Source organism: Streptomyces sp. NPDC093510, from assembly GCF_040683555.1.
GTDB lineage: Bacteria > Actinomycetota > Actinomycetes > Streptomycetales > Streptomycetaceae > Streptomyces.
Genome location: NZ_JBFBEE010000008.1, coordinates 198,068 through 212,157 on the forward strand (window position 1 = coordinate 198,068; position 14,090 = coordinate 212,157).

General features: G+C 72.1%; 15 protein-coding genes. 9 read left to right on the top strand and 6 right to left on the bottom strand.

Annotated features, from left to right (window positions below; all coding sequences use genetic code 11):
- Positions 1-70: 70 nt before the first annotated feature.
- The 3 genes from AB0N81_RS15185 to AB0N81_RS15195 all read right to left on the bottom strand — a co-directional run bounded on the left by AB0N81_RS15185 (position 71) and on the right by AB0N81_RS15195 (position 4,494).
- On the bottom strand, positions 71-1,636 hold the full coding sequence (locus AB0N81_RS15185) for an APC family permease (RefSeq protein WP_365358267.1): 1,566 nt from the start codon (positions 1,634-1,636) through the stop codon (positions 71-73).
- 32 nt (positions 1,637-1,668) lie between these two features.
- Positions 1,669-2,631, bottom strand: a complete 963-nt coding sequence (locus AB0N81_RS15190; RefSeq protein ID WP_365358268.1) for a hypothetical protein — start codon at positions 2,629-2,631, stop codon at positions 1,669-1,671.
- Positions 2,632-2,829: 198 nt separating this feature from the next.
- The gene (locus AB0N81_RS15195) at positions 2,830-4,494 is read right to left on the bottom strand and encodes an FAD-binding dehydrogenase (RefSeq protein WP_365358269.1); all 1,665 of its coding nucleotides are present in this window, start codon (positions 4,492-4,494) and stop codon (positions 2,830-2,832) included.
- Positions 4,495-4,646: 152 nt separating this feature from the next.
- Between AB0N81_RS15195 and AB0N81_RS15200 the strand changes: the two genes are divergently transcribed.
- The 5 genes from AB0N81_RS15200 to AB0N81_RS15220 all read left to right on the top strand — a co-directional run bounded on the left by AB0N81_RS15200 (position 4,647) and on the right by AB0N81_RS15220 (position 7,443).
- The gene (locus AB0N81_RS15200) at positions 4,647-5,300 is read left to right on the top strand and encodes a TetR family transcriptional regulator (protein WP_365358270.1); all 654 of its coding nucleotides are present in this window, start codon (positions 4,647-4,649) and stop codon (positions 5,298-5,300) included.
- Entirely contained in the window at positions 5,297-6,067 is a 771-nt protein-coding gene (locus AB0N81_RS15205; protein ID WP_365358271.1) for a glucose 1-dehydrogenase, read from the top strand. Before AB0N81_RS15200 ends, AB0N81_RS15205 begins: the two co-directional genes overlap by 4 nt.
- Positions 6,068-6,111: 44 nt before the next feature.
- Entirely contained in the window at positions 6,112-6,648 is a 537-nt protein-coding gene (locus tag AB0N81_RS15210; RefSeq protein WP_365358272.1) for an NUDIX domain-containing protein, read from the top strand.
- Positions 6,649-6,724: 76 nt separating this feature from the next.
- Positions 6,725-7,117, top strand: coding sequence for a DUF202 domain-containing protein (locus AB0N81_RS15215; RefSeq protein ID WP_365358273.1), 393 nt, complete (start codon positions 6,725-6,727; stop codon positions 7,115-7,117).
- Positions 7,114-7,443, top strand: coding sequence for a DUF202 domain-containing protein (locus AB0N81_RS15220; RefSeq protein ID WP_365358274.1), 330 nt, complete (start codon positions 7,114-7,116; stop codon positions 7,441-7,443). Before AB0N81_RS15215 ends, AB0N81_RS15220 begins: the two co-directional genes overlap by 4 nt.
- 49 nt (positions 7,444-7,492) lie before the next feature.
- Here the strand turns inward: AB0N81_RS15220 and AB0N81_RS15225 are convergent, their stop codons facing one another.
- A complete protein-coding gene (locus AB0N81_RS15225) occupies positions 7,493-8,428 on the bottom strand; it encodes an NADP-dependent oxidoreductase (protein WP_365358275.1) in 936 nt (311 codons plus the stop codon).
- A gap of 153 nt (positions 8,429-8,581) precedes the next feature.
- Between AB0N81_RS15225 and AB0N81_RS15230 the strand changes: the two genes are divergently transcribed.
- From AB0N81_RS15230 to AB0N81_RS15245, 4 genes are all read left to right on the top strand, one after another.
- Positions 8,582-8,878, top strand: coding sequence for a hypothetical protein (locus AB0N81_RS15230; protein ID WP_365358276.1), 297 nt, complete (start codon positions 8,582-8,584; stop codon positions 8,876-8,878).
- A gap of 100 nt (positions 8,879-8,978) precedes the next feature.
- Positions 8,979-10,010 (top strand): phosphotransferase family protein, encoded by a 1,032-nt coding sequence (locus tag AB0N81_RS15235; protein ID WP_365358277.1) that lies wholly within the window; start codon positions 8,979-8,981, stop codon positions 10,008-10,010.
- Positions 10,011-10,016: 6 nt separating this feature from the next.
- Positions 10,017-11,231, top strand: a complete 1,215-nt coding sequence (locus tag AB0N81_RS15240) for an acyl-CoA dehydrogenase family protein (protein ID WP_365358278.1) — start codon at positions 10,017-10,019, stop codon at positions 11,229-11,231.
- 293 nt (positions 11,232-11,524) lie between these two features.
- Positions 11,525-11,737, top strand: a complete 213-nt coding sequence (locus AB0N81_RS15245) for a hypothetical protein (RefSeq protein ID WP_365358279.1) — start codon at positions 11,525-11,527, stop codon at positions 11,735-11,737.
- A 47-nt stretch (positions 11,738-11,784) separates the two neighbouring features.
- On the opposite strand, the gene AB0N81_RS15250 is transcribed toward AB0N81_RS15245, so the two are convergent.
- Both AB0N81_RS15250 and AB0N81_RS15255 read right to left on the bottom strand, forming a co-directional pair.
- Positions 11,785-12,378 carry a TetR/AcrR family transcriptional regulator gene (locus AB0N81_RS15250; protein WP_365358280.1) on the bottom strand — a complete coding sequence of 198 codons (594 nt, stop codon included), beginning with the start codon at positions 12,376-12,378 and terminating at the stop codon, positions 11,785-11,787.
- Between the two features lie 21 nt (positions 12,379-12,399).
- Entirely contained in the window at positions 12,400-14,070 is a 1,671-nt protein-coding gene (locus AB0N81_RS15255; protein ID WP_365358436.1) for an AMP-binding protein, read from the bottom strand.
- Positions 14,071-14,090 lie beyond the last annotated feature (20 nt).

Below are 14,090 nucleotides of genomic sequence, written 5' to 3' on the forward strand. Positions count from 1 at the left end.
ATATCCAGCCCGTCCGGCGATTGAGGACGAACTCGGCGAAGCCGGTGACCGACCGAGCCCCGTGGAACCGTTACGCCTCCGGCGAGGAGGACGCCTTCTCCAGCTGGAACGCCTCGTTCCCGAGCCCGATCCGCGCATGCGCCTCCGGGTTCCTGGAGCGGAGGATCAGGCCGTAGAGGACGCCGATCACCGCGGCGGCGAAGATGACACCGGGCAGCACCCAGCTGAGCGCGGAGCCCTCGCCCGCGCCGACCAGGACGTCGAAGTCCTTGACGGTGTAGCCGGCGATGACGAGCAGGCCGACCGCGGCGAGCGCGGACGCGGCGATCCGCCACGCCTGGGCGCGCGCCGCGCCCCGCCGGGCGAAGAAGACGATCACGGCGACGGACGCGGTGGCCATCAGGAGGATCACGCCGAGCGCGCCGATGTTGCCGCCCCAGGTGAACAGGTGGAGGACGGGAGCGGTCGGGTCGCCCGCCGTGCCGTCGTCGGCGACCGCGAAGCCCACCACGACCACGACGGAGATGACGGTCTGGAGCAGCGAGCCGGTGCCGGGGGCGCCGGTGGAGGTGTTGGTGCGGCCGAACGCGGCGGGCAGCAGGCCCTCGCGGCCCATCGCGAACGCGTACCGCGCGACGACGTTGTGGAAGCTGAGGATCGCCGCGAACATGCCGGTGACGAACAGGACGTGGAGCACGTCGGTGAAGGTGCCGCCGAGCCGGGACTCGGTGAGGCCGAAGAGCAGGCCCGCGCTCTGTTCCTGAGCGGCCGGGACGATGCCGGACGGGCCCGCCGCGACCGTCAGCGCCCACGAGCTGAACGCGAAGAAGACGGCGACGAAGCCCACGGCGAAGAACATCACGCGGGCGACGACGACCTGCGGGCGGCTGGTCTCCTCGGCGTACACGGGGGCCTGCTCGAAGCCGGTGAAGGCCGCGATGCAGAAGCAGAGGGAGGTGGCCACGCCCGCGCCGGTGAGCGTGTCCGGGTTGAACGCGTGCAGCGACAGGCCTTCCTTGGCCGGGTCGGCGACGGCGGCGATGTCGAAGATGACGACGAGCGCCACCTCGATGAGGAGCAGGACGCCGAGCACGCGCGCGTTGAGGTCGATCTTCAGCCAGGCGAGGACGCCGACCAGGGCCACGGTGATCAGCGCCGGGATCCACCAGGCGACCTCGACCTCGAAGTACGTCTGCAGCAGCCCGGACACCTCGAAGCCGAGCAGTCCGTACAGGCCCGCCTGGAGGGCGCTGTAGGCGACGAGCGCGACCAGCGCGGCGCCCGCGCCCGCGGTGCCGCCGAGCCCGCGGGATATGTACGCGTAGAAGGCGCCGGCGTTGTGGACGTGCCGACTCATCTCGGCGTACCCGAGGCTGAAGAGCGCGAGGACCACACCGAGGATGAGGAAGAGCAGGGGCTGCCCGACGATGCCCATCACGCCGTAGGTGGTGGGCATGACGCCTGCCACGACCATCAGGGGGCCGGTCGCGGCGAGCACGGAGAGCAGCAGTCCTGCCGTACCGAGCCGGCCCGCGCGCAGCGCCTGCTCCTGCCCCTTGTACGTGCTGATCCCGGTGTCACCCGTCGGTGCACTGACAGGTCTGGTGCCGCTCGGGCTCGAACTTCCCGTCGCCATGGCGCGGTGGTCCTTTCGGGGAGGGGGTGCTTTCAGGCCGCGCCGAACGCGGTGGCCCGCGCGGCGGTGAAGGCCTCGTACGGGTCCCGGTCCGGGTACGACCACGGGGCCGGGGTCGCGTGCCGTCCGATGCGGTGGAAGAGTGCGGCGGCCTCGGCCGCCCTGCCCTCGCAGGACTTCGCGTGAGCGAGGAAGTTGAGGTCGACGAGGAGGCGCGGGTGGGCGGGGTCGTCGGGCGTCTCCCACTCCAGCCACCAGTCGAAGGCGGTCTTCATGACGCCGCGGGCGCGCCGCCCGACCCAGTGTCCGGACGCGGCCGCGTCGGCCGGCTCCAGGCCCGCGGCGGCGAGGACGCGGAAGCGCTCGGCGTGCGCGACGACGGGCAGGACGGCCAGCGGCGAGTCGGCGGGCGCCTGTTCGGCGGCCCAGGCCGCGAAGTCGTACACCTCGTGCATCGGGTCCTGGCCCGCGCCGGGGCGCCGCTCGGCGAGCCGGGCGACCATCAGGTGGTGGGCGTGGTGGTGTTCGGGGTGGCGGTGCCGGATCTCGTCGAAGAGGCGTACGACGTCCTCCTCGTGGCCCAGCGAGCGTTCGAGGAGGAGCAGCGCGAGCCAGGGCGTCGGGTCGGCGGGGACGCGCGCGGCGGCGTCCCGGCACCGGGCGCGCACCCGGTCCGAACGCTCCTTGCCGCGCAGCGCCTTGTGCACGGCGGCGAAGGCGAGCAGCACGTCGGCGTCGTGGCTCTCGGGCTCGGCGAGCTGCCAGTCGCGCGCCCACGCGGTGGTGGTGGGTTCCTGGCCCAGCACGTCGAAGCGGTGTCCCCTGCGGTCCCAGTCGTCGCCGGTGGCGGCGAGCAGCGCGCGGACCTCGGTCCAGCGGCCCTGCGCCAATGCCGTGCGGGCGGTGACGAGTTCGGCGTCGCCGAGTGCGGCGTCGAAGGCGTGCCCCGCGGACTTTTTACGGGGACGGCCCAGTGGGGGTGGGGGTGGTGACACCGCGGGACGTCCTCCCCGGCGCGGCTTGCGAGCGGATGATCACGCACAGCAAAGCGGTAGGCACCGCTCCACGTCAAGGCCCGGCGGTGCCCGTTCTTCACCAACTCATTTCAAAATCCGCAGACTTCGCCCGCGACCTGGGTGAACTCGCCTATCCCCCTTGGGTAAAGAGCTGCTCAACCGGTGGTGGAGCCGTGCTCAGTTCACCGCCCGGGCGGCGGCGCGGCCCGCGGTGCGCCCCGAGAAGAGGCAGCCGCCGAGGAAGGTGCCTTCGAGGGAGCGGTAGCCGTGCACTCCCCCGCCGCCGAACCCGGCGGCCTCCCCGGCCGCGTACACGCCGGGCAGGGGCTCGCCGCCCTCGGTCAGGACGCGCGAGGAGAGGTCGGTCTCCAGGCCGCCGAGGGTCTTGCGGGTGAGGATGTTGAGGCGGACGGCGATGAGCGGGCCAGCCTTGGGGTCGAGGAGGCGGTGCGGGGTCGCGGCGCGGATGAGCCGGTCGCCGAGGAACTTGCGGGCGCCGCGGACGGCCGTCACCTGGAGGTCCTTGGTGAAGGGGTTGGCGATCTCGCGGTCGCGGGCGGCGATGGTGCGGTGCAGCTCCTCCTCGTCGATGAGGGGATCGGCCGAGTCCCCGGTGAGCGCGTTCATGCCGCGCACGAGGGCGCCGAGGTCCTTCTCCACCACGAAGTCGACGCCGTGGTCCATGAACGCCTTGACGGGGCCCGGCACTTCGGACCGGGCCCGGTCGATGACGCCGCGCACCGACTTGCCGGTCAGGTCGGGGTTCTGCTCCGACCCGCTGAGGGTGAACTCCTTGCCGATCACGCGCTGGTTGAGCACGAACCACGTGTAGTCGTACCCGGTCTTCATGATGTGGTCGAGGGTGCCGAGCGTGTCGAAGCCGGGGAAGAGCGGCACGGGCAGGCGCCTGCCGCGCGCGTCCAGCCACAGGGACGAGGGGCCCGGCAGGATGCGGATGCCGTGCCGCTCCCAGATGGGGTTCCAGTTCTCGATGCCCTCGGTGTAGTGCCACATGCGGTCGCGGTTGATGAGGCGCGCCCCGGCGTCCTCGGTGATGCCGAGCATCCTGCCGTCCACGTGCGCGGGGACCCCGGAGATCATCTTGCGGGGCGGGGTGCCGAGCCGCTCGGGCCAGTTGGCGCGTACGAGATCGTGGTTGCCGCCGATGCCGCCCGAGGTGACGATCACCGCCTGGGCCCGCAACTCGAAGCTCCCGGCCACCGCGCGGCCGCTGGCCTTGCCCCGCTCGACGGCCGACGGCTCCAGGACCTCGCCGGTGACCGTGTCGACGGTGCCCGCGCTGCGCGAGAGCCCGGTGACGCGGTGCCGGAATTTCAGCTGGACGAGGCCGCGCGCCGCCCCGTCCCGCACCCGCCGCACGAACGGCGCGAGGAGCCCCGGACCGGTCCCCCAGGTGATGTGGAAGCGCGGCACCGAGTTCCCGTGGCCCTGCGCGTCGTAGCCGCCGCGCTCGGCCCAGCCGACGACGGGGAAGAACCTGACGCCCTGCCCGTGCAGCCAGGGCCGCTTCTCACCGGCGGCGAAGTCGACGTACGCCTCCGCCCACTTGCGCGGCCAGTGGTCCTCCGGCCGGTCGAAGGCGGCCGTGCCCATCCAGTCCTGGAGGGCGAGCGCGTGGGAGTCCTTGATCCGCATCCGCCGCTGCTCGGGCGAGTTCACGAAGAAGAGGCCGCCGAAGGACCAGTGCGCCTGGCCGCCGAGCGACTGTTCCGGTTCCTGGTCGACGAGGATGACCCGGCGGCCGGCGTCGACGAGCTCCGCGGTCGCCGCCAGTCCGGCGAGCCCTGCCCCGATCACGATCACATCTGCGTCGTACGCCATAGAGGTCGTCCTCCTCGACAAGGTCCCGCAAGGTTACTGGCGGGTCATGTCCCGCACAGGTCAGATCCTGGGCAGCGGCGTGACCCACGTCAACCGACACGAAGGGGCAACCTGTGCTCGCTTTTAATAATGGCCAGCATTAACATGCCCTCATGGCAAGGACGTCGGGCCCGGAGACCCGGGAGAAGCTCATCCGCGCCGGCGAGGAGGTCTTCGCCGCCCAGGGCGTGGACGGCGCCCAGCTGCGGGACATCGTGCGGATCGCGGGGCAGAGCAACCCCTCCGCGGTGCAGTACCACTTCGGTTCGCGCGGCGGCCTCCTGGACGCCGTGATGGCCGCACGCCAGCAGCGCACCGAGCGGGTGCTCGCAGCCGAGCTGGAGCGCGTCGGGGGCGCCGATGCGGACCTGCGCGGACTGCTGACCGCCCTGGTGAACACGGAGGCGGGCGAGCTGCGCACCGAGCGCGGGCGCCGCTGCCTGCGCATCTCCGCCCAGCTCAGCCACGAGAGCGGCGTCCGCACCCGGACCCCGCACCCCACCATCGACGGCACCGTCTACTGGACCCTGATCGGGCGGCTCGAGGAGTGCCTGACCCGCCCGGCCCCCGGCCTCCCGGAGCCGCTCCGCCTGGAACGGCTCGACCTCGCGCTCACGATGATCGGCGCCGCCATGAGCGACCGGGCCCGTCAGTACCTGGCCGGCACCACCCCCCTGACCGGCGAGGACCTCTTCCTCGCCGACCTCGTCGAGACCACCGCGGCGCTGCTGCGGGCCCCGCGATCCACCCTTGGAGACACCCCATGACCCAGCACGACCTCACCGGCAGGACCGTCGTCATCACCGGCGCCGCGCGCGGCCTCGGCGCCGAGGCGGCCCGCCAGGCCGTCGCCGCGGGAGCCTGCGTCGTCCTGACCGACGTGCTCGACGAGGAGGGCGAGGCCACCGCCGCCGCGCTCGGCGCACGTGCCCGCTTCGCGCACCACGACGTGACGTCCGAGGAGGACTGGCGGCGCGTCGCCGATCTCGCGGTCGCCGAGTTCGGCGCGATCCACGGCCTGGTCAACAACGCCGGCATATCCACCGGCCAGTTCCTGGAGTCCGAGTCCGTCGAGCACTTCCGCAAGGTCCTCGACATCAACCTCACCGGCGTGTTCATCGGCATGAAGACCGTCGTGCCCGCCATGAAGGAGGCCGGGGGCGGCTCGATCGTCAACGTCTCCTCCGCCGCGGGCCTGATGGGCCTCGCGCTCACCGCCGGGTACGGGGCGTCGAAGTGGGGCGTACGCGGTCTCACCAAGATCGGCGCGGTGGAGCTCGGCACGGCCCGCATCCGCGTCAACTCCGTCCACCCCGGCATGACGTACACGCCGATGACCGCCCAGGTCGGCATCGAGCAGGGCGAGGGCAAGTACCCCAACACGCCGATGGGCCGGGTCGGCGAGCCGCACGAGATCGCGGGCGCGACGGTCTTCCTGCTCTCCGACGCCGCGTCCTACGTGACCGGCGCCGAACTGGCCGTCGACGGCGGCTGGACGGCAGGACCCACGGTCAAGTACGTCATGGGGCAGTGAACCCGCTCCCCGTGCCGCGGCCGGGGTGGGGTTGGATGGTCGGCATGACGGCCAACAGCGCACCCGTGCCCGACCACGGCGCAGAGATGATCACCATCGTCGACGAGAACGACGACGTGGTGGGCGAGGCCCCGCGCGGTGAGGCGTACGCGCGCGGCCTGCGCCACCGCTGCGCGTTCATCCAGGTCCGGGACGGTGAGGGCCGTGTCTTCGTGCACCGCCGCACCCCGACCAAGCTGGTCTTCCCCTCGATGTACGACCTGTTCGTGGGCGGCGTGGTCGGGGCGGGCGAGTCGTACGACGACGCGGCGCTGCGCGAGGCGGAGGAGGAGCTGGGCGTCCAGGGGCTGCCCCGCCCGACACCGCTGTTCAAGTTCCTGTACGACGACGGCGCCGGGCGCACCTGGTGGTCGTACGTCTACGAAGTGCGCTGCGAGCTGCCGGTGAACCCGCAGGCCGAGGAGGTCGCCTGGCACGCCTTCGTCACGGAGGACGAGCTGGAGCGGCGGCTCGACGAATGGGAGTGGGTGCCGGACGGCCTCGACGCCCACCACCGCCTGCGGGCCTTTCGCGCGAGCTGAGAGCCTGTCCGCCACACCATGCCTGGCCACGGCTGGCCACGCCTGGCCACGGCTGGCCACGGCTTATGGTGCGGCCGTGAGCAATTTCGTACAGAATCTGCGCCTGTGGTTCGCCCCGGAGCGCATCCGCGAGGAGGGCGAAACCCCCGACTACCGCTTCTCGCTCGCCAACGAACGGACCTTCCTGGCCTGGCTGCGCACCGCCCTCGCGCTGATCGGGGGCGGCTTCGCCGTCGACCAGTTCCTGCCGGACCTGCGGTGGGGGTGGCGGATCGGACTCGCCCTGGCGCTGCTCGGCGCGGGCGTCCTGTGCTCGCTGCGCGCGGTGAACCACTGGGTGCGCTGCGAGCGCGCCATGCGGCGCGGCGAGGACCTGCCGGCCGGCCGCTTCCCGACCGTGCTGAGTCTGGCGGTCGCGGTGGTCGCGCTCGCCATGGTGGTGGTCGTGCTCTTCGGGTGGGAGGGGTGACGCCCTCAGGTCCGGGCGACGGGCAGGTCCGTGACCCCGGTCTGCAACCGGAGCGCACCCGCCTCGCGTGGCGGCGTACGACGCTGTCGTGCACGGTCGCGGCCGTCCTCGCCGCCCGTGCGGTGCTGCACGACGGGACCACCGCGCTCGGCGTCCTCGCCTGCGCGGTGTGTCTGCTGCTCTGGCTCGGCTTCCTGGCGGTCGCGCACCGCAGGATGGTCGCCCTGACCTCGCGCGAGCCGCGGACCCTGCCGTTCCGGTCCGCGTGGTCGGCGGCTCTGTGCACGCTCGCGCTCGCGGTGTGCGCGGCCTTGATGCTCGTCTGAGGCAGACCCCCGGAGCCTTGCGGCTCGTCCCAGGAGGGTCCTCGGGACCTCACTCCTCCCAGTCCACCGTCACCACGACCTTGCCGCGGGTGCGGCCCTTCTCGCTCAGCCGGTGCGCGTCGGCCGCCCGCTCCAGCGGGAACGTCTCGTCGACGTGGACCGTCACGACGTCCTGTTCCACCAGCTCGGACAGGCGCTGGAGGTCGGCGGCGTCGGGCCGCACGAAGCAGTAGCTGCCGCCCAGGGCGGCCACCCCGCCGTCCGCGATGGACGCAAGACGGCCGCCGGGCGCGAGGAGTTCGGCGGACGCCTTGAGGGTGTCGCCGCCGATCGTGTCGAAGGCCGCGTCGACGCCCTCCCCGGCGAGCGCGCGGACCCGTTCGACGAGCCCGTCCCCGTACGTGACCGGCTCGGCGCCGAGCTCGCGCAGGAAGTCGTGGTTGCGTTCGCTCGCGGTGCCGATGACGCGGGCGCCCGCGTGCCGGGCGAGTTGCACCGCGATCGAGCCGACACCGCCCGCCGCCGCGTGCACGAGGACCACGTCACCCTCGGTCACCCGCAGGGCCTGGTGGATGACCTGGTAGGCGGTGAGACCGGCGAGCGGCAGGCCCGCGGCCTCCTCGAAGGTGAGGTTGCGGGGCTTGCGGGCGAGGGTGCGCACGGGGGCCGCGACGTACTCGGCGAAGGTGCCGCGCGACAGGAAGTCCTCGCGCACATAGCCGATGACCTCGTCGCCGACGGCGAACTCCGGTGCGGACGCGCCCGGTTGGACCACCACGCCCGCGACGTCCCAGCCGGGGATCACGGGGAAGACCGGTTCCAGGAGGCCGTCGAGGTGGCCCTCGCGGCATTTCCAGTCGACGGGGTTCACGGCCGCGGCCCGCACCTTCACCAGGACGGAGTCGGGACCGACCTTGGGGTCACGCACCTCTCCGTACTCGAGTACTTCGGGTCCGCCGTAGCTTCGGTAGCTGATCGCCTTCATGGGAGTCGCCTTCGCGGAGGTCATGGGAACGCCGGAACGTCAGAACGCCAAACACCATCAAGGCTCCCATAACGCCATCAACAGGGCATCAGAGGCTAGCCTGAGAGGGTCAGCAGAGGGACAGCCCCTCCCGGCCCACAGAAGGTGCGCGTCATGACCACGCTCCACCACGAACACCCGGTGCACGACCACATCCACGGCCCGGCCTGCGGCCACCCCGAGGTGCCGCACGGCGACCACGTCGACTACGCGCACGACGGCCACATGCACCGTCTGCACTCCGACCACTACGACGAGTGCGAGCCGGCGGGACACGTCGCCCACCAGGGGCACGACCACCGGCACGGGGACGGCTGCGGTCATACCTCCGTCCTGCACGGCGACCACGTGGACTATCTCCACGACGGACACCGGCACGCCGAGCACGACGGACACTGGGACGACCACTGACCGCTCGCCGGAATGCCTGAGGCGGGGACCTCTGGACGGCATACCGACTGGTCGGCATCATGGGGTGGCACGCCACCACCACGCCGATCAGGAGCGAAGAATGAGCTCAGACCACCCGCCGGGCCTCGATCTCGACCAGTTGCGCGGACACCTCGACCGCGAGCGGCCCGGCCTGGTCGGCGGGCCGCTCACCGCGCGGCTGATCGAGGGCGGCCGCTCCAACCTCACCTACGCCGTGACGGACGGCGTCTCGCGCTGGGTCGTGCGACGTCCCCCGCTCGGCCACGTCCTCGCCACCGCGCACGACATGAAGCGCGAGCACCGGGTCATCGAGGCCCTGCACCGGACCGACGTGCCCGTGCCCGCTCCCGTACTGCTGGGCGAGGCCGCCGAGAACAACGCGGCCGACGGATCGCCCTTCTACGTGATGGAGTTCGTGGAGGGGACGCCGTACCGCACCGCCGAGGAACTCGCGCCGCTCGGACCCGAGCGCACCCGTGACGCGGTGCTCGGCCTCGTCGACACCCTCGTCGACCTGCACGCGGTGGACCCCGAAGCGGTCGGACTCGGCGACTTCGGGCGGCCCGAAGGGTTCCTGGACCGGCAGCTGCGCCGCTGGGGCAAGCAGCTCGACGCCTCCCGCAACCGCGAGCTCGCCGGCATCGACGAGCTGCACGCGTCGCTCGGACGCTCACTCCCCGGCTCGCCCGCGCCGACCGTCGTGCACGGCGACTACCGCCTGGACAACGTCCTGATCGGCGACGACGACCGGATCAAGGCCATCCTCGACTGGGAGATGTCGACGCTCGGCGATCCCCTCACCGACCTGGGCCTGCTCGTGATGTACAGCGCGAAGCTGGAGGTGCCCGACTCCCCCGTCAGCACCACGGCGGGCGCACCGGGCCACCCGGAGCCGGCCGAGCTGATCGAGCGGTACGCCGCGCGCTCGGGGCGCGACGTGTCATCCGTCTCCTGGTACACGGCGTTCGCGTGGTTCAAGCTCGCCGTGATCCTGGAGGGCATCCACTACCGCTACACGCTGGGCCAGACGGTCGGTGCGGGCTTCGACCGGATCGGCGAGCTGGTGCCCGTCTTCATCGAGCACGGCCTCACGACCCTCCAGGAAGGCTGACCCCCCGTGGACTTCGCATTCGACGCCCGCACCGAAGAGCTGCGAGCGAAGCTGCTCGCCTTCATGGACGAGCACGTGCACCCGGCCGAGGCCGTCGCCGACGAGCAGCGTGCCGCACTGGCCTCACCATGGGACACCCCCGCCGTGGTCGCGGAGCTGAAGGCCGAGGCCCGCAGACAGGGCCTGTGGAACCTCTTCCTCCCCGACTCCGAGCACGGCGCCGGGCTCACCAACCTCCAGTACGCGCCGCTCGCCGAAATCACCGGCCGCTCCCCGCAGTTGGCGCCCACCGCGCTGAACTGCGCCGCGCCCGACACCGGCAACATGGAGGTGCTCGCGCAGTTCGGCACCGACGAGCAGAAGAAGCGGTGGCTGGAACCGCTCCTCGCCGGTGAGATCCGCTCGGCCTTCGCGATGACCGAGCCGGAGGTGGCCTCCTCCGACGCCACGAACATCACGACGCACATCGAGCGCGACGGCGACCACATGGTCATCACCGGCCGCAAGTGGTACATATCCGGGGCGATGAACCCGGACTGCAAGATCTTCATCGTGATGGGCAAGACCGACCCCGACGGCGCGGACATCCGCCGCCAGCAGTCGATGGTGCTCGTCCCGCGCGACACCCCCGGCCTCGAAGTCCGGCGCGCCATGCGGGTGTACGGGTACGAGGACCACTACCACGGCGGTCACGCCGAGGTCGTCTTCGACCGCGTCCGGGTCCCCGCCGAGAACCTGATCGGCGAGGAGGGCGGCGGCTTCGCCATCGCCCAGGCGCGGCTCGGTCCCGGCCGCATCCACCACTGCATGCGTCTGATCGGCATGGCGGAGCGGGCCATCGAGCTGATGTGCCGGCGGGCGGTGTCGCGCACCGCGTTCGGCAAGCCGCTCGCCCAGCAGGGCGTCGTGCAGGAGTGGATCGCGGACGCGCGGGTCGCCGTGGAGCAGCTGCGTCTGCTCGTCCTGAAGACGGCCTGGCTGATGGACACGGTCGGCAACAAGGGTGCGCACACGGAGATCCAGTCCATCAAGATCGCGACTCCGCGCGCGGTGGTCGACATCCTCGACCGGGCCGTGCAGCTGCACGGCGCGGGCGGCGTCAGCCAGGACTTCCCGCTGGCGGAGCTGTGGGCGGCGGCGCGGACGCTGCGGCTTGCGGACGGTCCGGACGAGGTGCATCAGCGGTCCCTCGCCCGGCGGGAGCTGAAGAAGTACCTCTGAGCTCCACACGGGGTTTCGTGCGCCCCGTACGCCCCGTGTGTGCTCTTCCACCACCCCGCTGACGGCCCCCTCCTCCCGTAACACCGCTGGCGCCAGGAGGGGGCCATGACCGATTCAGCACATGCGGCGCTGGAGCGCCTCGTCGCGGGGGCAGGCCCGGGCGGTCACGGCCCTGAGCCGCCTCATCGACATGCACTTCTCGTGGTTCGGCATGCCGGACCCCCAGCACCGGCCGCCGAAGCGCTCAGGATTCCCTGCCTGGTGGTCGACTCCACGCGCCTGGTGAGCACCCGGTGTCCGGGGGCAGCGCTCCGGAGGAGGTCGCGGCCCGCGGCATCATCTTCCTCGACGAGTTCGACAAGCTGGGCTACACCAAGGCCACCGACGACACCGCGGCGGTGCAGCGGCGGCTGCTGCAGTTCATCGAGGGCGACAGCCTCGACCTGGCCCCCGGCGAGTACGACACCCCGCGCGACCTGGACACGCAGGGCATCCTGTTCAGCTGATCCCCGCCGGGTGACGGCGCGCTGCCACGCGTCGGGCCCCGGTGAACTCACGGCCGCAGCGCCCTCAGCAGCAGATCGGCCAGGTGGTCGGCGACCTGCTGCGGGGTGAGGGGGCCGTCCGGGCGGTACCAGGTGGACAGGTGGTGGACCGAGCCGAAGTGGTAGTCCACCACCAGGTCCGCCGGGGTCGCGGAGGAGAAGACGCCGGACTCCTGGCCCTCCTCGATCAGGGCGCGGAAGCGCTCGTGGTAGCGGCGCCGCTCGGCGCGGACCTGCTTGTTCTTCTCCGGGCTGAGGCTGTGCATGGAGCGGAAGAAGATCGAGGCGTCGTCGAGGTTGTCGATGGTGGTGACCACGACGTCCGCCGCGGCGTCCCGCACCCGGTCGGCGACCGGGGCGTCCGTGGCGGCGATGGCGTCGAGCCGCTCCTGCTGGACGCGGAGCATCCGGGCGTAGACCTCGTGCAGGAGGTCGTCCTTGGAGCCGAAGTAGTGGTAGAGCGCGCCCTTGGTGACGCCCGCCCCCTCGACGATCTCCTGCACCGATGTGCGGTCGTAGCCCTGGTCGGCGAAGAGCCGGGTGGCGGCGGCGAGGAGCCGCTGCGGGACGGGCGTGCCGTCACCGTCCGTCGTTCTGGCCACTGCCGCCACCTGCCTTTCGCGTCACTTGCTGTTCTGTGCGCGGGAACGCAGTTCCCGCCGGAGGATCTTCCCACTTGTGGTCTTCGGCAGCTCCGTCAGGATCTCGACCTCGCGCGGGTATTTGTACGCGGCGAGGCGCTCCTTGCAGTACGCGGCCAGCTCGTCCGGCCCCGCGCCGGTGCCGGCCCGCAGGCTGACGTACGCCTTCACGGTCTCTCCGCGGTAGCTGTCGGGGATGCCGACGACGGCCGCCTCGCGCACGGCGGGGTGGGTGTAGAGGACGTCCTCGACCTCGCGCGGCCACACCTTGAAACCGGACGCGTTGATCATGTCCTTCTTGCGGTCGACGACGTAGAGCCAGCCTTCGGGGTCCATGAACCCTATGTCGCCGGTGCGCAGTTCGCCGTCGGGGAAGGTCTCGGCGGTGGCGTCGGGCCGCCGCCAGTAGCCGGGCACCACCTGGGGTCCGCTGACGACGATCTCGCCCTGCTCCCCGAACGGCACCTCGTGCCCGAGGTCGTCCAGGACGCGGACGACCGTCTCGGGGCCCGGGACGCCGACGGCGAGGGTTCCGGAGACCGGGTCGACCGGGGCCTCCTGTCCCGGGGGCACGGAGGCGCAGGGCGCGGTGCACTCGGTGAGGCCGTAGCCGTTGTGGAGGTAGGGGCCGAAGGACGCGCGGAACTTCTCCACGAGGGCCGGGGGCAGCGGCGCGCCGCCCGAGGAGATCATCGCGAAGGAGTCGAAGTGGCCGCGGGTCGCCGACGGGTGGGCGGCCAGCGCCATGAACGCCGTGGAGGGGCCGACCGTGTACGCGGGCCGGTGCTCGGCGAACGCGTCGAGGACCACTCCGGCCTCGAACCGGTAGGCGAGCGCGAGCGTGCCGGCGTTGGCGATGCAGGCGGCGATCTGCGCGACCATGCCGGTGATGTGGAAGAGCGGCGCCATCGCGAAGTAGCAGGCGCCTTCCGGGATTCCGGAGCCGGTGCGCTGGCGTTCGGCGTTGTAGGTGATGTTGCCGTGGGTGTTCATGGCGCCCTTGGGGGTGCCGCTGGTGCCGGAGGTATAGCTGATCAGCGCGATGTCGGAGGGGCCGACGGCGCGGTCGGCGGGGGCCGGGAGTCCCTGGCGCGCGACCGCCACCAGGTCGTCGGCGTCGGCGGCGGGCGGCAGGCGCTCGAAGTCGAGGACGCGCGGGTCGTTGCGGGTCTGGAGGTCGAGCTGGCAGGCGGTGAGGACGACGCTGACCGGCGAGCCCGCCGCGGTGTCGCGCAGATACGTCTCCCAGGCACGGTCCGAGCAGATCAGCGCGGTCACCCCGGCGTCGGCGAGGACGTGTCCGACCTCCGCCGACCGGTACATCGGGTTGACGGGGACGACCGTGGCGCCCGCCTTCCAGGCGCCGAGGAGCGCGAGCACGAAGTGCGGGGTGTTCTGCAGGAGGATCGCGACGCGGTCGCCGCGGGCGACGCCGCGCGCGGCGAGGTGTCCGGCGACGGAGTCGCTGAGGGCGTCGGTGTCGCGGTAGCTCAGGCGTCCGTCGAAGTAGGCGAGTGCGGTGTGTTCGGGGGCGCGGGCGACGGCGGCGCGGAAGGCGTCGGGCATGGACGCGGCGGGGTGCACGGGGGCGCGCTGGGCGTCGTTGAGGCGGCCGAGCCAGGGCTTGGCCGCGTAGGGGGACCCGGCGGGGATGTGGCCGCGGGTGAGGTCGT

Excerpts from the sequence above, each read along its gene's own strand:
- AB0N81_RS15185 (WP_365358267.1), bottom strand. The coding sequence starts at position 1,636 with ATGGCGACGGGAAGTTCGAGCCCGAGCGGCACCAGACCTGTCAGTGCA.
- AB0N81_RS15195 (WP_365358269.1), bottom strand. The coding sequence starts at position 4,494 with ATGGCGTACGACGCAGATGTGATCGTGATCGGGGCAGGGCTCGCCGGA.
- AB0N81_RS15200 (WP_365358270.1), top strand. The coding sequence starts at position 4,647 with ATGGCAAGGACGTCGGGCCCGGAGACCCGGGAGAAGCTCATCCGCGCC.
- AB0N81_RS15205 (WP_365358271.1), top strand. The coding sequence starts at position 5,297 with ATGACCCAGCACGACCTCACCGGCAGGACCGTCGTCATCACCGGCGCC.
- AB0N81_RS15210 (WP_365358272.1), top strand. The coding sequence starts at position 6,112 with ATGACGGCCAACAGCGCACCCGTGCCCGACCACGGCGCAGAGATGATC.
- AB0N81_RS15225 (WP_365358275.1), bottom strand. The coding sequence starts at position 8,428 with ATGAAGGCGATCAGCTACCGAAGCTACGGCGGACCCGAAGTACTCGAG.
- AB0N81_RS15230 (WP_365358276.1), top strand. The coding sequence starts at position 8,582 with ATGACCACGCTCCACCACGAACACCCGGTGCACGACCACATCCACGGC.
- AB0N81_RS15235 (WP_365358277.1), top strand. The coding sequence starts at position 8,979 with ATGAGCTCAGACCACCCGCCGGGCCTCGATCTCGACCAGTTGCGCGGA.